The organism is Pseudarthrobacter lactosi (genome assembly GCF_055412785.1).
Genome location: NZ_JBVAYS010000003.1, coordinates 340,007 through 360,329 on the forward strand (window position 1 = coordinate 340,007; position 20,323 = coordinate 360,329).

23 protein-coding genes are annotated in these 20,323 nt (G+C 66.1%); 4 read left to right on the forward strand and 19 right to left on the reverse strand.

Translation table 11 applies throughout. The annotated features are described in order from the left end of the window. Positions 1-100: 100 nt before the first annotated feature. The 6 genes from ACZY0Q_RS15070 to ACZY0Q_RS15095 all read right to left on the reverse strand — a co-directional run bounded on the left by ACZY0Q_RS15070 (position 101) and on the right by ACZY0Q_RS15095 (position 5,209). A complete protein-coding gene (locus tag ACZY0Q_RS15070; protein WP_463918033.1) occupies positions 101-892 on the reverse strand; it encodes a glycosyltransferase family 2 protein in 792 nt (263 codons plus the stop codon). Further along, entirely contained in the window at positions 861-2,261 is a 1,401-nt protein-coding gene (locus ACZY0Q_RS15075) for a PIG-L family deacetylase (protein WP_463918034.1), read from the reverse strand. Before ACZY0Q_RS15075 ends, ACZY0Q_RS15070 begins: the two co-directional genes overlap by 32 nt. Continuing rightward, positions 2,255-3,484: a hypothetical protein gene (locus tag ACZY0Q_RS15080; RefSeq protein ID WP_463918036.1), complete on the reverse strand. Its 1,230-nt coding sequence runs from the start codon at positions 3,482-3,484 to the stop codon at positions 2,255-2,257. Before ACZY0Q_RS15080 ends, ACZY0Q_RS15075 begins: the two co-directional genes overlap by 7 nt. Before the next feature lie 22 nt (positions 3,485-3,506). Then, positions 3,507-3,986: a Dps family protein gene (locus tag ACZY0Q_RS15085; RefSeq protein WP_463918038.1), complete on the reverse strand. Its 480-nt coding sequence runs from the start codon at positions 3,984-3,986 to the stop codon at positions 3,507-3,509. Between the two features lie 164 nt (positions 3,987-4,150). Then, positions 4,151-4,828: an O-methyltransferase gene (locus ACZY0Q_RS15090; RefSeq protein ID WP_463918040.1), complete on the reverse strand. Its 678-nt coding sequence runs from the start codon at positions 4,826-4,828 to the stop codon at positions 4,151-4,153. A 57-nt stretch (positions 4,829-4,885) separates the two neighbouring features. Continuing rightward, positions 4,886-5,209, reverse strand: coding sequence for a thiamine-binding protein (locus tag ACZY0Q_RS15095; protein WP_463918042.1), 324 nt, complete (start codon positions 5,207-5,209; stop codon positions 4,886-4,888). A gap of 120 nt (positions 5,210-5,329) precedes the next feature. Between ACZY0Q_RS15095 and ACZY0Q_RS15100 the strand changes: the two genes are divergently transcribed. Beyond that, positions 5,330-5,965 (forward strand): TetR/AcrR family transcriptional regulator, encoded by a 636-nt coding sequence (locus tag ACZY0Q_RS15100; protein ID WP_463918044.1) that lies wholly within the window; start codon positions 5,330-5,332, stop codon positions 5,963-5,965. A gap of 191 nt (positions 5,966-6,156) precedes the next feature. After that, positions 6,157-6,375 carry a hypothetical protein gene (locus ACZY0Q_RS15105; protein ID WP_463918046.1) on the forward strand — a complete coding sequence of 73 codons (219 nt, stop codon included), beginning with the start codon at positions 6,157-6,159 and terminating at the stop codon, positions 6,373-6,375. Between the two features lie 60 nt (positions 6,376-6,435). On the opposite strand, the gene ACZY0Q_RS15110 is transcribed toward ACZY0Q_RS15105, so the two are convergent. The 6 genes from ACZY0Q_RS15110 to ACZY0Q_RS15135 form a co-directional block, all read right to left on the reverse strand. Further along, positions 6,436-6,744, reverse strand: coding sequence for a hypothetical protein (locus tag ACZY0Q_RS15110; protein WP_463918047.1), 309 nt, complete (start codon positions 6,742-6,744; stop codon positions 6,436-6,438). 55 nt (positions 6,745-6,799) lie between these two features. Beyond that, positions 6,800-7,075: a hypothetical protein gene (locus ACZY0Q_RS15115; protein ID WP_463918049.1), complete on the reverse strand. Its 276-nt coding sequence runs from the start codon at positions 7,073-7,075 to the stop codon at positions 6,800-6,802. Between the two features lie 94 nt (positions 7,076-7,169). Next, positions 7,170-7,481, reverse strand: a complete 312-nt coding sequence (locus tag ACZY0Q_RS15120) for an AzlD domain-containing protein (RefSeq protein ID WP_463918051.1) — start codon at positions 7,479-7,481, stop codon at positions 7,170-7,172. Next, positions 7,478-8,281 (reverse strand): AzlC family ABC transporter permease, encoded by an 804-nt coding sequence (locus ACZY0Q_RS15125; RefSeq protein ID WP_463918669.1) that lies wholly within the window; start codon positions 8,279-8,281, stop codon positions 7,478-7,480. Before ACZY0Q_RS15125 ends, ACZY0Q_RS15120 begins: the two co-directional genes overlap by 4 nt. Further along, complete coding sequence (locus tag ACZY0Q_RS15130; protein ID WP_463918053.1) at positions 8,278-8,766, reverse strand: DoxX family protein; 489 nt, start codon at positions 8,764-8,766, stop codon at positions 8,278-8,280. The genes ACZY0Q_RS15125 and ACZY0Q_RS15130 overlap by 4 nt, the downstream gene beginning before the upstream one ends. 61 nt (positions 8,767-8,827) lie before the next feature. Further along, positions 8,828-9,736 (reverse strand): glycerophosphodiester phosphodiesterase, encoded by a 909-nt coding sequence (locus tag ACZY0Q_RS15135; protein ID WP_463918055.1) that lies wholly within the window; start codon positions 9,734-9,736, stop codon positions 8,828-8,830. Between the two features lie 50 nt (positions 9,737-9,786). On the opposite strand from ACZY0Q_RS15135, the gene ACZY0Q_RS15140 reads away from it, so the two are divergent. Beyond that, positions 9,787-11,136, forward strand: coding sequence for a DUF445 domain-containing protein (locus tag ACZY0Q_RS15140; protein WP_463918057.1), 1,350 nt, complete (start codon positions 9,787-9,789; stop codon positions 11,134-11,136). Between the two features lie 93 nt (positions 11,137-11,229). Here ACZY0Q_RS15140 and ACZY0Q_RS15145 read toward each other — a convergent pair whose 3' ends face one another. Both ACZY0Q_RS15145 and ACZY0Q_RS15150 read right to left on the reverse strand, forming a co-directional pair. Next, positions 11,230-11,979 carry a LamB/YcsF family protein gene (locus ACZY0Q_RS15145; protein ID WP_463918059.1) on the reverse strand — a complete coding sequence of 250 codons (750 nt, stop codon included), beginning with the start codon at positions 11,977-11,979 and terminating at the stop codon, positions 11,230-11,232. Next, positions 11,969-12,772, reverse strand: a complete 804-nt coding sequence (locus ACZY0Q_RS15150) for a hypothetical protein (protein ID WP_463918060.1) — start codon at positions 12,770-12,772, stop codon at positions 11,969-11,971. The genes ACZY0Q_RS15145 and ACZY0Q_RS15150 overlap by 11 nt, the downstream gene beginning before the upstream one ends. Positions 12,773-12,924: 152 nt before the next feature. Between ACZY0Q_RS15150 and ACZY0Q_RS15155 the strand changes: the two genes are divergently transcribed. Beyond that, positions 12,925-14,274: an MFS transporter gene (locus ACZY0Q_RS15155; RefSeq protein ID WP_463918062.1), complete on the forward strand. Its 1,350-nt coding sequence runs from the start codon at positions 12,925-12,927 to the stop codon at positions 14,272-14,274. Positions 14,275-14,344: 70 nt separating this feature from the next. Here the strand turns inward: ACZY0Q_RS15155 and ACZY0Q_RS15160 are convergent, their stop codons facing one another. The 5 genes from ACZY0Q_RS15160 to ACZY0Q_RS15180 all read right to left on the reverse strand — a co-directional run bounded on the left by ACZY0Q_RS15160 (position 14,345) and on the right by ACZY0Q_RS15180 (position 20,301). After that, positions 14,345-16,687: a glycoside hydrolase family 65 protein gene (locus tag ACZY0Q_RS15160; RefSeq protein WP_463918064.1), complete on the reverse strand. Its 2,343-nt coding sequence runs from the start codon at positions 16,685-16,687 to the stop codon at positions 14,345-14,347. Between the two features lie 83 nt (positions 16,688-16,770). Continuing rightward, positions 16,771-17,559, reverse strand: a complete 789-nt coding sequence (locus tag ACZY0Q_RS15165; RefSeq protein ID WP_463918066.1) for an HAD family hydrolase — start codon at positions 17,557-17,559, stop codon at positions 16,771-16,773. Positions 17,560-18,085: 526 nt separating this feature from the next. After that, positions 18,086-18,703, reverse strand: a complete 618-nt coding sequence (locus ACZY0Q_RS15170) for an alpha/beta hydrolase (protein WP_463918068.1) — start codon at positions 18,701-18,703, stop codon at positions 18,086-18,088. 226 nt (positions 18,704-18,929) lie between these two features. Continuing rightward, positions 18,930-19,736 (reverse strand): anti-sigma factor domain-containing protein, encoded by an 807-nt coding sequence (locus ACZY0Q_RS15175; RefSeq protein ID WP_463918069.1) that lies wholly within the window; start codon positions 19,734-19,736, stop codon positions 18,930-18,932. After that, entirely contained in the window at positions 19,723-20,301 is a 579-nt protein-coding gene (locus ACZY0Q_RS15180; protein ID WP_463918070.1) for an RNA polymerase sigma factor, read from the reverse strand. Before ACZY0Q_RS15180 ends, ACZY0Q_RS15175 begins: the two co-directional genes overlap by 14 nt. Positions 20,302-20,323: the final 22 nt, after the last annotated feature.

Here is a 20,323-nt window from a genome sequence, read left to right on the forward strand (position 1 = left end):
TGGCCTCTTCTGAGACCGAGGCCAGTCCCCCCAGTCGTCGTCGGCCCCCTCATTTTGTTAGCGGCTCAGCATGGATATGGCTTCAACGGTTCATGCCTGCTCAGCGTTCGAACGCCACAGCGGACTCCATGCCAAGGGCCAGCAGATAGGCGCCGAATCCCTGCGGTGCCCGGGCCTCGGTCCGCCCTGAGGTCACTACCCGGACCGTATCCGTGGCAGTAATTCGGTACCCGTAGCGGCGCAGCCGTGCGGCCAACGCCCGGTCCTCCTGCGAGCGCTGACGGGGAAAGCCACCGGCGCGAATGTAGGCCGAGGCCCGCACCCCGAAGTTCGCACCGTACACATGGGGGTGTCCCTCCCCCAGCGGATGCCGGGCGTGCCAGCGCCGCAGGAGTTCGCCGTCCATCCCCGCCGGATCCGGCTCCACCGTCCCCAAAACTGCGTCGGCGCCGCGGTCAGCCAGTTCTACCTGGCGCAGGAGCCAGTTTTCCGGTACGCAGGAATCGGCGTCGGTATTAGCCAGCCATACCCGTCCGGCCGTCCGCGGGCGGCCCGCCGCCACATAGTCCGGCAAGCGTCCTGCGAGGAGCAGATTGATGCCTGCACGCCGGCTCCTGCCGACGCTCTGGAAGCCGACCCGGAGCAGGGTGATGCGGTGATCCGCAGCGGCAAAACGCGCCGCAACGGCGTCCGATCCGTCCGTGCAGGCGTCCAAGACCACCACGATGGCGACCCTCATGTCCGGTTGGCTGTGCTGCAGGGCATCGGCTGCGGCACTGACCGCAGCCAAGGCACGTGCCAGGTGCGGTTCCTCGTTGTGGACAGGAATAACCACGCCAACCTGCTCGATCCCGTCCACTTCAGGCCACCGGCGGTCCGGGATCGCCGGCATCACGGGGAGCTACGAGCGTTTCCAGCACAAAATCACGTTCCTGGTAGAAACCGGCGGTGGGCCACCGCAGCCGGCCCCGGGCCAGCGCGTGGACCGAGTCGCCGTCGAGCGCCCATCCGGAAACCGGGTGCCGCCAGTGGCACAGCAACAGCGTGCCGCCCGGCGCCATCGATTCCTGGATCCGCTGCAGCAGCAGCTCAAACTCCGCAGGCGAGAGGTAGTAGCCAACCTCGGAGACCACCACGAGGTCGTAGCTGCCGCCCGGCCAGTCAACGGGGAGCGTCAGCCGCCGCGTGGAGACCCCGGGAAACTGCGCGAGCCGTTGGGCCGCGAGCTCAAGCGCGGTGCTGCTGGCATCCACGGCAAGCAGGCTGGTGCATCTGGTAGCCAGTTCGGCTGTCAGGGTTCCGATGGAGCATCCGATTTCCAGGCCCGACTGGTACTTCTCCCGGGGCAGTGCGGCGAGCGTCAAAGCGCGCTTGCGCCTCTCGTACCAGCTTGTGGCGTACTCCCAAGGGTCTTGGGACTTCGAGTGCACGGCATCGAAGATCCGCTGCGCGTCGGCGCTGGTATGTGGCAGGGATTGAACCGGGATGGCCCGGGGCGGCGTCCAGGCGAATGTCTCAAAGGCGCGCCTGAAATGTTGCAGCAGGCCCTCGCCGAGGAGCACTTCGTCCCCGGGCAGCCCAGACAGCGGACGTATCTGGCTCGTGTGTGAGGCCATCGCCGACGTCTTGGCCGCCTGCTGTTCAGTACTCAGCGGAAGGCGCTGCCAGGACTGCCAGGCCGGGTCCTCCGGGGAAGCCCACAGCCAGTACCAGATGGGATATTCCAGCAGGGCGTGCCCACCTTCGTTGGCGACGTCGGCGGCTACGGCTCCGAGGGCGTTGTGGTCCGCGTGTCCGTCGTCCCGGTACGGTGCCACAATTGCCAGCTGCTGCGGTGGTCCGGGGAGCCGGCAGATGGCCTCGCGCAGCAGGACAGCGATTTCCGGCGTCAGTTCTTGCAGGCCCCGGTCCGGCAGCCCGAGGAAATGCCAGCGTCCGGCCAGCCCCAGGACCCCCATCGCTGCAGCAAACTCCTCAAGCCGCACGGCGGCGAGCTGGTCAGGCGTAGTTGTCGCCGAGTCCGGGTGCGAACCTTCCCCCGCCGTGCACAGCAGCACCTCGACGTCGGCGCCCAGCGAGTGCAGCAGCGCCAGCAGCCCACCCGCGCCCAGTGTCTCGTCGTCGGGGTGCGCTGCCAGCACAACGAACCTCATGGCAGCCAATTCGTGCTGGCCCAAGGGCAACTCCGCCATAGCTGCGAGCCCGCTCGCCGCCCAGCGGGCCTCGTCGGTCCCCTGGTCTGTGTGCGAGAAAGTCACCACAGATACTCCCCCTTCAGCGTCAGGCTTCCCAGCTGCGCATCGTCCCGCATGCCATGGTGCTGGCGCACGTAAAGCGCCAGGTCGGCCATACGTTTGGCATACGGTTCGTCGAACGCCAGCGGCGCCGGTCCGCGGTTGCGGCTGACCAGGGACAGGACACGCTCGACGGCGGCCGCTATAGTTCCGCGCACGCGTAGCGCTTCGCTCCACGCGGTCCGTTCCACTGTGGAGCGCGATCCCGCCTCCAGTGCGTCTTCCCCGGCGAACAGACTGCCGTGGTTGGACAGCTGGCCGTCGTCAATGAGAGCTGCCGTTCGCGCCAGGTACTGGAGCGAGGCAGTGAGGATCCTGTCTGTCTCACCCAGCGCGGCCAGCGCAATCTGGTCAGGTTCGCGGCCGGACTGAGCGGCGGCGGCCAAGGAGTCCTTGTAGTCCCGCGCCACGCCCACGGCGCCCCCGAGCCAGCAGGCAGCTACCCCCATGCCGCCCCAGGCAAAACCGGGCCGGCTGAAATACCAGCCGCCGCTGCCAAGCTGCTGTGCTGGCACCTGGCTGAAATGGACCGTTCCGCTGGGAATCTCCCGCAACCCGCGGGCCACCCATGCCGGCTCCTCACACGTCACTCCCGGATGCCGAAGGTCCACCGCAAAAGCGGCTCTTCCCCCGGTTTCGGCGTGGGCAGTGATGACCGCCCGGTCCAGGAGTGGCGCCAGTGAGCACCACGGTTTGGACCCGCTGAGCAGGATTCCAGTGTCGCCGGTCTTGGCATCGAGACGGAGCCCCGGCCCCTCGGCGGCAAACACTCCCCACGCACCCGCCGGGTCGGTGGGAGCGTCGGTGGGAACATCGGCGGGAACGTCGGTGGGAACAAGGCCCGCAGGAACAGGGCCCGCCGGATCAAGGCGCGGCTGATAGTTCCCCGTCTGAGCCTGTCCCGTCTGGTCCATGCCCACTTGGGCAAGGATCGCTTGGGCATCCATATGCGGTTCAAAAACGCGGCCTGCAGCAACGTCAACGGCCGAGACGGAAGCGAGCAGCTCCCAGAGACGGGCAGTATGCCCGCCCCCTGGCTGCGGCCAGTTGCCCCCCGCGTCTTGAGCCAACAACAGCAGCGCGGGAACATCGCCTGCCGCGGAGGCCACGGAGTCGAGCAGGGGCACTGCCCCAGCCAGTTCCGCTTGTGTTGAGATCAGCCGGACGGGCCGGTGGGATGATGCAGGCATGGTCGCTTTTCTCCGGCCCGGCCTACTTTGGCGCCGGTTCGGTGACGGCCGCGGACGGAGACATGGTTTCGGCGTTGACCATCCACGCGAGCTGTTCCAGGCGTTCGATGCCGGCATGCAGCAAATCGGCGCTGGTTGGATCCTCTTCATCTACCTCATCGTGGACATCCCGCATGGTCTTCACCGTTCGCTCCAGCCGGGCGGTGACGAGTTTGACGGCATCCTTCGTGGAAATCAGTCCGCCGTTGAGCTCTTCGAGGCGCGTGTCTGCGGCTACGCTGCGGCTCCGTCCGTCGGGCAGGGCGTGCAGTGCCCGCATCCGTTCCGCCATCTGGTCGGCAAACAGCCGGACGCTGGCGATGATTTCGTCCAGCTGCAGGTGAAGGTCACGGAAGTTGGTGCCCACGATGTTCCAGTGGGCCTGCTTGGCCTGGAGATGCAGCTCGATCAGGTCCGTGAGGACCATCTGAAGGTTGCTGGCAAGGGCCGGTGACGCTTTCATCGTGTTCCTCCACTGCAGGCGGTTCCGGACGGGACATCATCCGGACAGTCATTCTAAGCATACTTAGCAATATTCGGGGAAGGGTCCGGTCCGCGCCAAGACTCAGCTGCCGGGGGTCACGAGCTCGCGGTCAATGCCTGCCGTTAGATGCTTGCGGTCAGTCCTCAGCGGACGCGCGCCAGGGCGAACCCGTCCCAGCCTTTGGACCCGACCGTCTGGATCACGGTGGCATCGAGCTGGGGATGCAGGCCCAGCAGTTCCAGGGCGCTGATGATCCCCGGGGCGTTGACCTGGTCGATGGAAGGATCCAGCACGGCGCCCTCCCAGACGGCGTTGTCCAGGACCACCACGGTTCCCGGCCTGCCCAGGCGCACGGCCCATTCGAGGTACGCGGCGTCGTTTTCCTTGTCCGCGTCGATGAACACAAAATCGAACGGCTCCTGGCCCTCAGACTGCAGCGCGGCCAACGTGTCCAGGGCGGCGCCTACGCGGACCTCAACCTTGTCCTCCAACCCGGCCGCCTCCACATTCGCTTTGGCTATGTCCGCATGTTTGGCGAGGTATTCACACGTCACCAGCCGTCCGCCGTCGGGCAATCCCTGGGCCATCCAGATGGTGCTGAACCCGGCCAGCGTGCCGATTTCCAGCACTCGCCGGGCGCCGGACAGCTGGACCAGGAGCTTAAGCAGCTTGCCGGCGTTGGGGGTCACTTCAATGGGCGGCATCCCGGCGTCGACGGCGGAGCGCGCCGCCTGTTTATGCGCAGCGTCCGGGTGCACCACTGTGGTTGTGAGGAAGTCCTCCACAGCCACCCATCCCGGCTGGGTCTTATGCTCAAACATGGCCACAGTCTGGCACGCAGGCATGTGCCGGTCTAGGACCCGGCGCAGGAAACCTGTTTAGGAACCGTCGGAGAGTGCCTCTTCGAGGCGGTCCACCTTGGCACTGAGCTCGCCCTCATAACCGGGCCGGATGTCGGCCTTGATGACCAGTGAGACACGGCTGCCAAACTTGCCCACCGCTTCGGTGGCGCGCTTAACGACGTCGAACACCTCGTCCCATTCTCCCTCGATGGTGGTGAACATCGAGTCCGTCTGGTTGGGCAGCCCGGATTCCCGGACGATCCGCACGGCGGCCGCAACGGCGTCGTGAACTGATGCGTCGGTGGGACGGGATCCTCCGGCGGGCGTACCGGACGGGGCGACTGAAAATGCAAGCAACATAGGGCAAGTCTGTCACGCAGCCCAACCCGAAACGGTTTTGGCGAGGCGGGCGAAGCGTCACATAGCCGACTACCCTCCGGTAACCATGGTGGCTGCCTGCGGCGTTGCTAACCTTAACGAATGAGCATTGCTGTCGTCCGCAAGCCACTACGCGCAGACGCTGCCCGGAACGTGGACAAGATCATCCTGGCCGCGCGCCAGTGTTTCCGCGAGCATGGGCCCGACGTTCCCCTCCAGACCATCGCACTGACCGCTGGCGTTGGCCCGGCCACCCTGTTCCGGAACTTCGCCGACAAGGAAGAGCTGGTCCTTACCGCCCTCAACCGGCAACTCCGCGAGACCGTGGACCCCGTCATGGCGGGGGCTTTGGCTGACATCGACGCAACTGCGGGGCTGCTGCGCGTCCTCGAAGCCATCATGGCCGCGGCCAGTGCTGATGCCAACCTGCTGGGCGCCGTTGCGGGCCGCCGCGAACTCCTCACCGGCATCACCGGCTCACTGATGGATTCCATGAGCGTCCTGCTGGGCCGAGGCCAAGGTCAAGGCACGTTGCGTTCCGATATTTCCATGACTGACATGTTCCGCCTGCTCGCCATGCTGATCGGCGTTGTGGACACCATGGAGCCGGGTTCCGACGCCTGGCGCCGCCCCTTGGCACTGATCGAGGACGCCATCCGCACGGAACGGCCCCGCCGCCCGCTGCCAGCGCATGTGCCGTTACCCGCCCCGCAGCTGCAGGGCCCGCAGTTCACCTGACAGCCCACGCCTGAGCACCTGCGGGCGCGTGCCTGAGCACCAGCGAGCACCCGCGTGCCCGGGGGCGCCCATTGTTGGTGCCCAAACGTTGGATTAGACTCAGGTAGGGTTACGCAGCCAGCCTCTGAATCTTCAGTGGGAGCACTCGTGAAATACGTCCAGCGCAGCCAATCCAACACCATCGTCCGCCGATGAACCAAGCGCACTTGTCGCGGCTTATTCACGACCCCCGCGGCCCGGTGAAAATTCTTCCTTCGCTGGCAGCGGAGGAACTGGCCAATCTGCTGGACGCCCTCTACCAAAACCTCGACACTCCCACTCCGGTGTTCGGTGCGCAGGCGTGGTACGAGCTGGCCGTCGAAGAAAGCGCCCGCCGGACCGGGACGCCAGAGGACGAGCAAACGGCCTGACCGGCCTACGCTCCGAGCCTCGGGGGTGGAGCTGGAAAGCCGACGGTAGCGAACCCCGTCCTAGGGCTGGAGTTCTTCGGGCGGGGCATCCTGGCGTCCCGCGGTGTCTTTCCCATCCGGCGTACTGGGCCCCTGCTCCTGCTCGTGATGCTCATGATCGTAGTCGTGGGGCACGTGCTCCTTGGCCTCCAACAGGTGCTGCTGCAGCTTCTCCTCCGCGTCGCGGCGGCGGCGGGAAGTATCCCGCAGTTCCCGCGTCGATTCGGAGACACTGGTGTCGTACACCGGCCGCGGCTTCGGATCCGAACCCTGCGGGTTAGCGGTGCCGACGTCCGGGTCAGGCGCGTTGGAATCAGGCTGATCATTCATTTATGTGGCTCCTTTAGGCGTTGCAAACCGGATCACGGCGAAATTCTTCCGGCTTTCAATCGTCCGGTTCCATTTCCCGGTTTCGGAGTTCGGCCCGAACCGCCGCGTGCAGGGCAGTGATATTCGTTTCCTGGCTGACGTCCAGAGCCAGTCGTATGCGCTCGGAAAGTAAATCCAGATCCTCTGGCGGCAGATCGGCCAGGGACCGGAACCGGGTAAAGAAGCGCTTGACCGGCAGACCTGCGCGCCATCCGTCAGATGCTCGACGGCGGGCCTTGCCGGGTCTTGAACCAGCTGGGTGCAGGCATATTTCCATGGTCAGCGCTCTCACGAGAGTCCACGGCCAACTGCATAGCCAGCCTCATGCTACAGCGCATGTGAGCCGCACCACCACTGTTTTGGTGTCGGTTTCATCCGATGGACGGTCAGTTCCATCCGATCAGCCGCAGCAGGGCTGCAGCGCCGGCACCCACCACAACCACCACGAGGAAGGGCGCACGGAAAGCCAATGCGAGGGCTGCGGCCGCGAGCGCCCCCAGCCGCGCGTCGGCGGCCAGCGTCTGGCCGGACGCCACGGTATTGACGATGGTCAGGGAGGCAAGAAGTCCGATGGTCATGGTGCCGGCAATACGCGACATCCGGGGGTCCTGCAGCAGCTTCGCCGGGACGAAATAACCCACCAGCTTCCACGCGTAGGCAAGGACGCACGCCAGCAACAACCAAATCCAGAGATTCATGTGCCCGCCTTCCCCGCCTGGCCGAGGCCGTCCCCCTGCTTGTCCCGACGCGAGTCCAGCTGTGTGTTCCGATTTTTGTCCCGGCGCCCGTGGTGCTCGTCGTAGGGATCCACATCCGGTTCCAGGCCTTCGTCACTGCGTCCGTGGCTGAACCAGCCGATCAGGGCAGCTACGACGGCGGCAATCAGGATAGGCACGCCCGCGGGAACGAAAGGCACGGCCACGACGGTAGCCAGGGCGCACACCACGGCAATCGCCGCCGGTTCCCGGCCTTTGAGCCGCGGCCACAGCAGGGCCAGGAATGCGGCCACCGCGGCACCGTCCAGGCCCCACTGTTTGGGGTCGCCCAATCCGCTCCCGGCGAGGGCCCCCACGGCGGTGAAAAGGTTCCAAAGGATGTAGATGCCGATACCGGCCGTCCAGAAACCGCGGCGTTGCTCATCAGGATCAGTCTGCCCGCTGCTGGTGGCGGTGGACTCGTCGATGGTGATCTGCGCGGCGACATACCGCCGCCAGCCTGTCGGATGCAGGAGAGCGTTGAGCTGCATGCCGTAGATGCCGTTCCGCATACCTAACAGCGTGGCCGCGCTCATGGCGGCAATACCGGATCCTCCGCCCGCCACCACACCGATGAACGCGAACTGCGAACCGCCGCTGAAGAGCAGCAGGCTGAGCGCCATGGTCTGCCAGAAATCGAGTCCTGAGGTGACGGACAGGGCGCCGAAGGAAATCCCGTAAAGTCCCGTTGCAATGCTGATCGAGATTCCCACCCGAACAGCGGGCGAGGCGAGCAGCTTCATCGCCGTCGTCCCGGTTTCCGCAGGCTCCAGGCCCACAGGATCAGCGGCACCTGCAGCGGCAGCCGGACGGTGTGCACTTTGCGCTGCGTCAGCGAACCGGCAGGACCGTAGGCGCGGCGCAGGGCGTCCAAGTGGCCGGCTAGGAAGACCGCGAACATTGCTGTCACGGCGGTGGCAGTTGCCCGCCGCGTCACCGGGATCAGGAGGCCGACGGCGGCACCCGCCTCGAGCAGTCCGCTCACCGCAATCCATTCCTCCCGTGACATGACGGCCAGGGGCCGCGTACCGCCGTCGTGCGCTGGTACTCCATTCCCCTCCGGCGACTCGCCAACAGCACCCGGAGTCTCGCGGCACAGGTAATCGGGGACCACCTGCTCGAAGAACCCGGGCTCACGGAAGTGCTTCATGGCGCTGGTCATCAGGAGCGCGCTCATGGCCGCCGCGGAGGCTGTCTGGGTGGCCCGGGCGGACCAGCGGAAAGGCATGGGTCCACTCAATCACAGCGCCGCCCCGCCCGCTAAACAGCGGTGGCGAAATAGCAGCAGCTCAGGACGGCAGCTGGACCTGTTGCCCGCTCGACTGGAGCTGCGCCAGCACACTGGCTGGCTTGTTCGTGGTGATCTCGTGGATCCCCAGCCCCTGACAGAGCGCCACATCCCGCTCCGAATCCACGGTCCACACGCGGAAGCGGCGGCCGGACTCCAGCCAGCGCTGCACGGTCCGGGCGTGCTCGCGGATGTATATGATTCCCGGCCCCGCGAGCCCCACCTCGCAGTCATCGAGGATGCGTTCGCCTTCCAGCTGCGCGGCCTTCATCACGTTGGCGAGTGCGCCGCCCGCCAGGTGGCCGAGGCTCAGTTCGTCGCGGAGTTCGTCGACGTCGATGTCGTCCACCAACTGGCAGATGAATTCGGCCGGCACGCTCCGGAGCAGGTGCTTCACCGAGTCCGGACTGAAACTCATGAACGTCACCCGGACGTTGTCCACCATGGAAGTTCCGGCGTCCCAACCTTCGGCCCGGAGCACGTCCAGCACCCGGTCTTCCAGTTTCAGCTGGTAGGGACTGGGGTGCTTGAGCTCGATGGCCAGTCCGATCGGGCGCCCAACTCCGCGCAGGATGTCCAGGAGCTCGGGCAGGGTGAGGAACTGCTCAGACCGGGCGCCGTACTTCTCCGGGATCCTGGCGCCTTTCCACGACGAAAAGTCCAGCTGCCGCAGCTCCGCCAGTGTCCGGTCCGCAACTGGCCCGGTCCCGTCCGAGGTCCGGTCCAGGTTGGCGTCATGGAGCAGCACGGCGTGCTGGTCCCGGGTGAGGTGGATATCGCACTCGACCCCGTCCGCACCATCGGCAATCGCCTGGAGATAGGCGGCGCGCGTGTGCTCGGCAAATGCCGCGCTGGCGCCCCGGTGGGCATACACCAGTGGCCGTTCCGGCTCAGACTCCTCGAATGTCATGAGGACACGCTAGCGGACGCGGCCCGGCGGCGCGGGGCTAGGCTGGGCACATGCAGGTGAACTCTGAGCCAACTACCCGCCAGCCCCCGGCCGGGCCCGCAGGTCCCGCCCCGCACTCCCCCAAGGCGAGGGCCGCCGTCGTCGGTCACCAACTCAGCGCCGGGGACGCCGAGAAGGCGGCAGCGCTGCGGAAAATGAAGCTGCTGGCGCTGGCACTCCTCATTGCCATGGCGGTCATCTTTGTGTTCGCGTTCGCGCTGCAGAAGGAGTATCCGTGGCTGCAGTACGTCCGCGCCGCTGCCGAGGGCGGCATGGTGGGCGCGCTGGCCGACTGGTTCGCCGTTACCGCGCTGTTCAAGTACCCCATGGGCATCAAAATCCCGCACACCGCCATTATCCCGCGCCGCAAGGACCAGATCGGGGCGTCGCTGGGTGAGTTTGTGGAGACCAACTTCCTGTCCGAACAGGTGGTCCAGGACAAGCTCGCAAGTGTCAACGTCGCCCGGAAGGCCGGCCAATGGCTGTCCGGTCCCGGCGGCGCCGAGCGCGTGGCCAAGGAGGGCGCCGCCGTCATCCGCGGTGCGTTCAAGGTTTTGAACGACGACGACGTCCAGGCGGTCATCGAGGGAATGGTGCGTAGGCACCTGCTGACTCCGCCGTGGGGACCGCCCGTAGGCAGGATGGCGGAACGGATTTTTGCCGACGGGCACCACCACAAACTGGTGGACCTGCTGGTGGACCGCGCCGCGGACTGGGTGGACGACAATCACGAAACCGTCAGCCGGCTGGTCTCGGACCGCTCCCCCACCTGGGTGCCGCAGTTTGTGGACGGGCTGGTGGGCGACAAGGTGTACGTGGAGATCCTCAAGTTCGCGCGCGCCGTGCAGTCCGATCCGAACCACCAGGTGCGGCAACAGATCGACAAGTACCTGAAGGACCTCGCGCAGGACCTGCAGCACGATCCCGCGATGATCGCCCGGGCTGAGGACATCAAGGCACAGGTCCTGGGAGACCCCGAGGTCCGCGAGCTGGCCTCCCGCACCTGGGGAACCGTGAAGAGCGCCCTGCTGTCTGCGGTGGACGATCCGGACAGTGAACTGACAGTGCGATTCAAGACGGCAGTGCGCGATTTCGGCTCACGGCTGGTGAACGACGCCGAACTTGCCGGCAAGGTCAACGCCTGGATCGGCGACGCCGCCGGCTACCTGGTGCGGACCTACCGCTCCGACATCGCCGGGGTGATCACCGATACCGTGGCCCGCTGGGATGCCGAGGAAACGTCGCAGAAGATCGAACTCCAGGTGGGCAAGGACCTGCAGTTCATCCGGATCAACGGCACGGTGGTGGGCTCACTGGCCGGGCTGGTCATCTTCAGCGCGGCGCACCTGGTCTTCGGCTAGCCGCGCCTTCCAAAGCAACGCGGGGTCACTTAACGCCCGATAAACGGCCCCCGGTGGGCAGTAAGTGACCCCGCGTTGCAGTGGGCGGCGGGACTACGCGAAAGATTCCAGCCCTACACCTGCCGCTTCGAGGCCGGCGCGAACACCGGCGGCCATCTCCACGGCCCCGGGGGTATCGCCGTGGATGCACAGGGAATCGGGCCGGACCGGAACCACCGTTCCGTCCACGGCCACCACTTCGCCCTTCGTCGCGAGCCGCACGGCCCGCTCAACGATCGAGTCGACGTCGTGCAGCACCGCACCGTCCTGGGAGCGCGGCACCAAGGTCCCGTCCGCCTGGTAGGCGCGGTCCACAAAAGCCTCAACAAAAACCGGGTGGCCTGCCTCCTTCGCCTGGATCAGCAGCTGCGAGCCCGGCAGTCCGAGGATCGGCAGGCCGGGGTCGTAGGCCTGGATGGCGGCAACCACGGCGGAGGCCTGCTCGGCGTCTTGAACCAGTCGGTTGTACAGGGCGCCATGCGGCTTGACGTAGTCAACGGAGGCACCCACGGCGTGCGCCACGCCGTCGAGCGCGCCCAGCTGGTAAAGGACGTCGCCGAAAAGCTCGTCGAAGGACATGTCCAGCGACCGGCGGCCGAACCCGGCCAGGTCCCGGTACCCCACGTGCGCACCGACGGTCACGTCAAGCTCGAAGGCGGCGCGGCAGCTGTCCAGCATGGTGATGGGGTCGCCTGCGTGGAAGCCGCAGGCCACGTTGGCGCTCGTCACCAGCCGGAACATCGCGGCGTCGTCCCCCATGTTCCACGAGCCGAACGATTCGCCGAGGTCAGCGTTAAGATCCAAGGTTGTTGCCTTCCAGAGTAAGTTTTTCGGGTTCCGCGGCCACAGCTTTGAGTTCCCCCGGGATGGTGTCCGGCATGGGGCCAAAAGCGTCCTTGGCATTCGCCACCACGGCCCGGCCCATTATGAGGTTACCGGCACCGCCCACCACCGCTCCGATGCCGAACGGAAGCGCCCGGCCAAGCAATGCAGTGCCCTGGCGTTTGAGCAGGTTTTTGAGGAAGGCCTTCTGGATCTTGTTCCGGATGGCACCGAAACCCGAGGGCATGGACTTGGTCAGTACGTTGCCCCACGCCTGCGTGGCACTGGACCCCTTGCCCATGGCCTGGCCGCTCAGCGTCCCCAGCAGGGCGGTGCCTTCTTCGCCCAGCATGATGGCCATGACCATGGTGCTGGCCTTTTCCGGGTTGGTCAGCCGGATGCCGTGAAGTTCCGCCAGCGAGGTGGCATAAAGTGCCGTGGCTTCCAGGAACCCGACGGTAGCCGCCGCGGAGAGTCCCAGGGAGGCCACGGTTCCGACGCCGGGCACAACGGCAGTTGCCCCGACGATCGCACCGCCGCCGGTCACCGCCCGCAGGTAGTCGCGTTCGAGGATGTCCGCGAGCCTGGCGGCGCTGGCGCGCGGGTGTTTGCGTTGCAGCCGCCGGACGTAGGCGAGCACCAGCGGCCGCTGGATTTCGACTGCCCGCAGAAGCATGTTGTGCACTCCGGGTTTCGGCTTGCCTTCGGCGTCGAACACCGCGTTGTGGGCGGTCTCCTGGGCGATACGTACTGCGGGATTGCTGCGCTTGGCCATGGTCACCTCTGCTTCTGTACTGCTTGTGTCCGCCGGCAGTTTTGGCTGCGGCCCTGCATTAACACTAAGGGTGCTTAAGACTAAGCCGTCCCGGCCCACCCGAACTATGCCTTTGAGTTCCGCCAGAAACCGGCCGAGCCTAGACTTGCCCTATGCCCACCCTCCAAGCCCTGCGGCCCTTTGCGCACCGCGAGTACCGGGTCCTCATCGCGGCACTGGCCATCTCCATTTTCGGATCGGGTATGTGGGCTGTCGCCATGGTCTACCAGGTGATCCACCTCGGCGGCGGACCGCTGGAACTGTCCCTGGTGGCCACTGCCGGCAGCATCGGCTTGGTGGCTTTTGTCCTCGCCGGCGGGATCGCCGCCGACCGCGTGCCGCAGCGGTTCCTCATCATTTCCGTCGAAGGCGCCAACCTGGCCGTTATCGCGGCGATCAGCGGGCTGGCGATGGCAGGGTGGCTGCAGCTGTGGCACCTCGCCGTGGGCGGCTTTGTCCTGGGTGTGGGCGCCGCGTTCTTCTTCCCCGCCTACTCCGCGATCCTGCCGCGCATCCTGCCGCCCGAAGATCTGCTCGCCGCGAACGGCATGGAGGGGACCATGCGGCCCATCCTCCAGCAAGCGGCCGGACCCGCCGTCGCGGGCGTGGTGGTGGCGGCGCTGTCGCCGTCGCACGCCATCACTGGGGTGGCCACCTGCCACCTGCTGGCGTTCATCATCCTGAACTTCCTGGGCCGCCATGCCCTGGCGGCGCCCCACAACGTGGCCGACGGCGGGGCTCACGGCGGGAGCGATCTCGGACGCGCCGACGCCGACGCCGGGACAACGGGCGCCGCGAAGACGTCCGTCTTCCATGACCTGCGCGAGGGCGTCAGCTACACCATCCGCACCCCGTGGTTGTTGTGGACCTTGCTGTGGGCATGCGTTTCGGTGCTGTTCCTGATTGGCCCCATCGAAGTGCTGATGCCGTTTGTGGTCCGCGACCAGCTTGCCGGCGACTCAAGCATGTTCGGCTTCCTGCTCGCCGTTATGGGCGTAGGCGGGGCTGTCGGCTCGCTGGTGACCGCGTCCCTGAAACTGCCGCGCCGCTACCTCACGGTCATGATGGTGTCCTGGGGTGCGGGCAGCCTTCCATTGGCCGCCGTCGGCATTCTGGACAGCTTCTGGACCTTAGCGGCCGCGATGTTTGTCTTCGGGGCCACCGGCAGCGTAGGCATGGTCATCTGGGGCACGCTGCTGCAACGACGCGTGCCCGGCCACCTGCTGGGACGGGTCTCCAGCCTGGACTTCTTTGTGTCCCTCGCCCTGATGCCAATCTCCATGGCACTGGCCGGACCGGCTGCCGAGGTCTTCCCCATTTGGGCGATTTTCCTTGCCGCCGGCGTCGTCTGCCCCGTCCTTGCGGTGATCGCCATGATCGCCGCCCGGATGCCCACCGACGAACTGGCCCACCCGCTGGACAAGCCAGCAGAAGTGGAACGCACGACGGCGGCAGGAGACTGACGCTTCAGCGTCACCTCACGCGCGCAGTCACCTCAGGAGCGCAGTCACCGCAAGCCGGTCACCCCGCGACTCAGGCGCGAGACCCCACAATGGGGAGGCTCGCCGTCGGGGGTCCGCTGGGGAAGACAGTACGCTCCGGACACACAACAGGCTCCAGGGCAATCCGGACCGCTTCTTCACCGATGGTGTGCACCTGGCCTCGGACATCCACGTCAAGCGGTCCGCCGCTGCGGACGCTGAGCGTGAGTGCGCCGGCGTCGAGCTCCACCAGCAGCAGCCGGCCCTGGATCTTCAGGTGGAAGGACAGCGTCTCCCACTCCGCCGGAAGCCGCGGATCGAAGTACGGCAGGTGGCCCTGGTCCCGGAGCCCGGCGAAGCCGGAGACCAGCGAGCTCCAGACACCCCCGGTGGAGGCGATGTGCACGCCGTCGATCGTGTTCCCGTGGGTATCGTCCAGGTCGATGAAAACGGCGTTCGTGAAGTGCTCCAGGGCAGCCTCAGGGTGCCCCACCTCGGCAGCCATGATGCCCTGCACGCAGGCGGACAGGGTGGAATCGCCGGTGGTGATGGGGTCGTAGAAATCGAACGCGCGGCGCTTCTCGTCGGCGGAGAAATCCTGCCACTGCAGGAACATAGCCAGCACAGTATCTGCCTGCTTCAGCACCTGGTGCCGGTAGATCACCAGCGGGTGGAAGTTCAGCAGCAGCGGGTACTTCGACCGCGGCGTGGTCCAGTCCCACGGCTCCAGGGCCATGAAGTCGTTGTCCTGCGAATAGACCTGCATGTCCTCGTCGAAGGGCAGCTGCATGCGGTTCGCGGCCTGCTCCCACAGCTCGCGTTCCGCGTCGTCGATCCCTGTGTGGTCCAACGCTGCCGCGGCGCGCAGGTTAAACCGGGCCATCACGTTGGTGTAGAGGTTGTCGTTGACAACGGCCGTGTATTCGTCCGGACCGGTAACACCGTGGATGTGGAACTGCCCGTCCTTGCCGAAGAAGCCCAGGGAGCTCCACATGCGGGCGGTTTCGATCAGCAGCTCGGCGCCCATGCCCTCGCGGAACGTTTCGTCGCCGCTGGCCCACAGGTAGCGGTTGGTGGCGAAGGCGATGGCGGCCGCGATGTGGAACTGCGCGGTGCCGGCAGCGTAATAGGCGCTGGCTTCCAGGCCGTTGATGGTGCGCCAGGGGAACAGTGCGCCGTCCACGCTGAGCTCCTTGGCCCTGATCTTGGCGGCCGGCAGCATGTCATGCCGGAACTCGAGGACCTGGCGGGCGCCGTCGGGGTTCGTGTAGGTGAGGTAAGGCAGGAGGTAGACCTCCTGGTCCCAGAAATAGTGCCCCTCATAGCCTGATCCCGTGACGCCCTTCGCGGGGATGCCGGCGATGTCCGCCCGCGCAGTGGCCTGGGCCAGCTGGAACAAGTTCCAACGGATGGCCTGCTGGAGCTCGGACTGGCTGCCCACCACTATGTCCGAGGTGGCCCAGTACGCGCGGTAGTGCTCCCGGCTCTCGGTGAAGATGTCCTCGACAGACCGGAGCCCGGCTTCGGCGGCCTCCGCCGCGTCCCGGTCCGAGTCCTGGACGCCGCGGCCGGCGGCGTAGCTGACGTTCTTTTCCAGCCGGAACGGCTCGTCAGCGCGGACGGCAAGGACGTACCGGACGCTGCTGTCGTCTACGTCTGCCAAGGTCTCGAAAGGCTGGTGGCCGGCCGATGTCCAGTGGTCCACGGCGATTCCGACGCGCTGCCCGGATTCCGCCGCTTCCCACGAAAGACGGAGCGAGCCGTCGCCGCCGTCGGTCCTTACCGGCAGCAGGACCCGGCCTGCGTGGCGGCCTGCCCGGCGCGGGTCATGCGCCGAGTGGTCCTCCACAGGCTGGTCCTGGCGGTTGATGACGGAGGACGTCACGTCGGCGGAGACCTCGCGGTCCGAAGCTACTTCCAGCGAGATGCCCAGGCTGCCCCGTGAGGCGAAGCCCACGGCGCGGCGTTCGGTGGTGGTCACCGTGGCGCCGGACCGGCACAGCCAGGTGATCCGGCATTCGTAGATGCCGGTGGCGAAGTCAACGGACCGGCGGTAGTCCAGGACGGCTGATTCGGCGAGGGTGAGGCTCTCGCCGTCGATGATAACCGTGAAGTTGTTCGCATCCGGGATGTAGATGATCCGCTGTCCGGTCCGGGCAAAACCGAACGCGTTCTCCGCATGCTTGATGTCCCAGATCTCGTGCAGGCCGTTGATGAAGCTGCCCGGAAGATCTGCGTCCGCCGCCGCCCAGTGCGCACCGCGGATACCCAGATGCCCGTTACCCAGGGCAAAGAGCGTCTCCAGCGTGCCTGCGCTGCCCGGCTGGTGCTGTGTTTCCACTAGCTGCCAGGGGTTGTTGGGGAACCGTTCACGGTCCGCGGTAATAAGTGCCATGGTGTTGGGGTCCTTTTGGCGTTGTGCGGGGGCGGGGAGGTGCGTCGTGCCTGAGGCCGGGGAACGTCTGGCGGCGATTGGTGCTAGAGCAGTTCGTCGAGGTCGTTGACCACACTCGTGGCCCCGGCGTCGAGCAGGGTCTGCCGGCCGGCGCCGCGGTCCACGCCGATCACCGAGTGGAACTGTCCCGCGTTTCCGGCCTGGACGCCCGAGACAGCGTCTTCAACTACCACGCATTCTTCGCTGGGCAGGCCCAGCAGTTCGGCGGCGTACTGGTACGTGGCCGGGCTCGGCTTGCCGGGCAGGCCCTCGGCCGCAGCCACCACGCCGTCAACCACTATTTCGAAGTGCCCGCTGAGGCCGGCAGCCTTCAGGACAGCAGGGGCGTTCCGGGATGAGGATACGACGGCGACCTTGAGTCCGCGGTCCACGGCGGCTTCCAGGAAGCGCACCGAGCCTTCAAACGGCTCGACGCCGGCGCTGACGAGGTCGTTGAAGACCGTGTTCTTCCGGTTGCCCAGACCCTGGACGGTGGCGTTGGCGGCGTCCAGACGTGTGACATCCTGCTGGGCGGCGTCGGTGGCAGCCTGCTCGGTGGTGCCGTCACTTGGCGCGCCTTCGGGGAGCACGATGCCGCGGGACGCCAGGAAGTCCCGGACGCCGTCGAACCGTGGCTTGCCGTCGATGTGATCGAAGTAGTCGCCTTCGCGGTAGCCGGGCACATCCGGACGGGATGCCAGGAAGCCCTCGAAGAGTTCCTTCCACGCCTGTTCGTGGACCGTGGCTGTGGGCGTCAGCACTCCGTCGAGATCGAACAGGATGGCGGAGGCCGTGGTCCAGCTGGTGCTTTGGGTTTTCAGAACGTCAGTCATGCGCGGTGTCCTTTCAGACGGCGGGCAACAGGCGGGATGTCACGGGCGGTTGTCAGTGGGCGGTACGTCAATAGGCAGAAATCGAACTGGAAGAAAATGTCGAGCGGGCAGAAAAGCGCTGGGCAGCAATGAGGGGCCGAGCAGAAGCGAGGAGGGCGGCCACGATGCCGCCGGGTCAGCAGGGGCGGCTGGGGGCCAGGGTTAAAACCCAGGCGGGCCGGTGGGCTGCTGTTGAACGTCTTCTTCCATCATGAGCGCCTTGGCACGGCCTGACAACCTGACGGAGCAGGGCCGGCAGCGCAAGGCAAACGGGAGGCATGGCACCTGGCATGTGTCCGACTTCCCTTCCGATGGTTTCAGCGGCCCGCAGGAGTGGGCCAACGATGAGTGTAAGCGCTTACAAATTTGACGCGCAACTGTTTTTACCTGGCGTTCGCTTCGCTCACTCTTCGGCCTGGATTGTGACGGAATTCTCGTCGGGAACGCGCCCGATTGGCCGAGCACACAGCTCAACCAAGCAGACCGTTCAGCCGAGGACGTATTGGCGCAGGAAAGCGCTGACGTCCACCATCTCCCTTTTGCTCATGGCGTGGCCCATGCCCGGATATGTCCTTGCGGTCAGTCGGGTGTTTTCGTTCAGCCACTGTTCGGTGTAGGCGGTGGCGTCCTCGTTGATGACCAGATCAGCCTTGTCCCGCCCCCAGAAAAACGGCGGCGGAGTGGTAAATGTTTCGCTGAGGGACAGGAGCTCGTTTTCCAGCACGAAGCCGGACAGCCCCACCGTCGCCGTGTAATCGTTGGGGTGCAGGCGCAGGAGTGTGCTGGCCATGGCCATCCCCTGGGAGTAGCCGAGGAGGCTCACGCTGCTGTGCTGGCCCCTGACCACGTTGATCCAGGTCTGAACGGCGTTGGTGGCGGAGATGACATCCGCGAAATCGTTGGCCAGGAAATAGTCCAGCAGGAACCAGCCGTAGTGGTCTCCGATCACCATGGGTGCCCGCAGCGCCGCACAGGTGAATTCGGACGGCAGGTACTCGAAGAGCCGCACCATCCGGGATTCGTCAGTGCCGTAGCCGTGCATCATGACCAACAGCGGGGTTCCCGCCCGTTCAGCCTCCGGCTTGGACCAAACAACTGTTTCCATCGGATCAGCCTAACGATCGGCAGGCCAGTCGCACGCACCGACAATTGCCGCGAATGTGCCGGAAAGCGGTTGTGCGTCAGATTTGCAGGTCGGTGAGCTTTGGGATGGTTTCCGGGGTCGTGTGGCGGCTTCGTGGAAGCGGGCGGTGGCCAGGTTCCAGATTCAGTGCGCCCCGTCGCCGAGGACGACGATTTGGCGGATGTGTTTGGAACCGCGGCGGAGCGTCTCAGGAATTGAGCGTGCCCCTGACGATGCTGACGCTTGAGTGCGCTGGATTCCCGTCCAGGGGCTCGTCCGAGACGTCCACAATGGGGAAGTCGGCAAGTTCCAAGCCCGCTGGCACCGCAAACGTACCCGAGTCCGCATTCATGATGCCAAGGCTGATCAGCCGCGAGAGGTCGGGGGCTATTAGCCAGACTTCCTGGTAGCCCTGGGCTTCGTCCTTGCTCAGCTTTACTTCCAGCGTGCGGGAGCCGTCAGATGCCCTGACCACCTTGGCGGAGCCTGTGGCGGAGTGCTGGTCCAGCGGTGTCAGTTCCGCTTGGGCCAGCGGCATGGGGGCCTGATTCAGACTCCATACGGCAGCGCCAGCAAGGAGCAGCGTTGCCGCGGCGGCCAGCCAGGTGCTGGGGCGCTGCCACCAGGGTGTGGACCTGCGCGGGAAACGTGCGGCCCTCGTCGGTTCCCGCGGCTGCGTCGCTTCAGGCAACTTCGTCGGTTCCCGCGGCTGCGACGCTTCGGGTGCTGGTCCAGCTAGGGGGATCCGGGCAGTTCGCCCGGCTGGTGCCAAGGGATCTTCCTGCACTGCCTGGGACAGGCCCAGCTCCCGATGAATGCCTGCCCACACCTGCGCACCGGGGGCCTCGAGGCTGCTGGCGTCCGGCGTAGTTTTCACGGCGTTCACTGTGCGGCGCAGGGCCGCATATTCCGCCGAACAGACACTGCAGCTGCGCAGGTGCTCCCGGCCGTCCTCGTCCAACCAGTCGTCGTACAGCGCGAGGAGGCTCAACCGGTCCGGATCAAGATGCGGCATGGTCTACCTCCAATCTCTTTCTCAAGTGCGACAAGCTGCGGCGGATATGGCTCTTGACGGTACCAAGAGGAAGTTCAAGTTTCCGGGAGATCTGCTCATGCGTCAGGTCTTCAAAGAAAGCCAGCTTCATGATGGAGCCTTGGGGTTCGCCGAGCCTGTCCAGTTCTCCATCCAGGAGCAGCCTGTCGGCCAGGACCTCGGCAGCTTCCTGCGCCGGGTCTGCCTCGCCCGGCCCCCGTACCCCGGCGACCGCCAGGACCTTCCGGATTTCCCGGGTTGAGGCGGACTGGGCGTCCGCAATGACGTTCCGTGTAATGCCCACGATCCAGGCGGGGAGCCGTGCCACCTGCGGGTTGAAGGTGCTCCGGGAACGCCAGACCCGGATAAAGACCTCCTGCGTCACGTCGTCAGCCGCGGATCGGTCCCGCAGGGAACGCACAGCCAGCGTATGCACCAGCGGAGCGAACTCCCGGTAGGCCGCTGCCAAGGCACGCTCATCTCCCGCCACGAAGGAGGAGGTCAGCCCATCGTTCCACCCGGAAGACGCCTGGTCAGGGAGTGCCAAACTGGACTCCTTCCCGGCATCG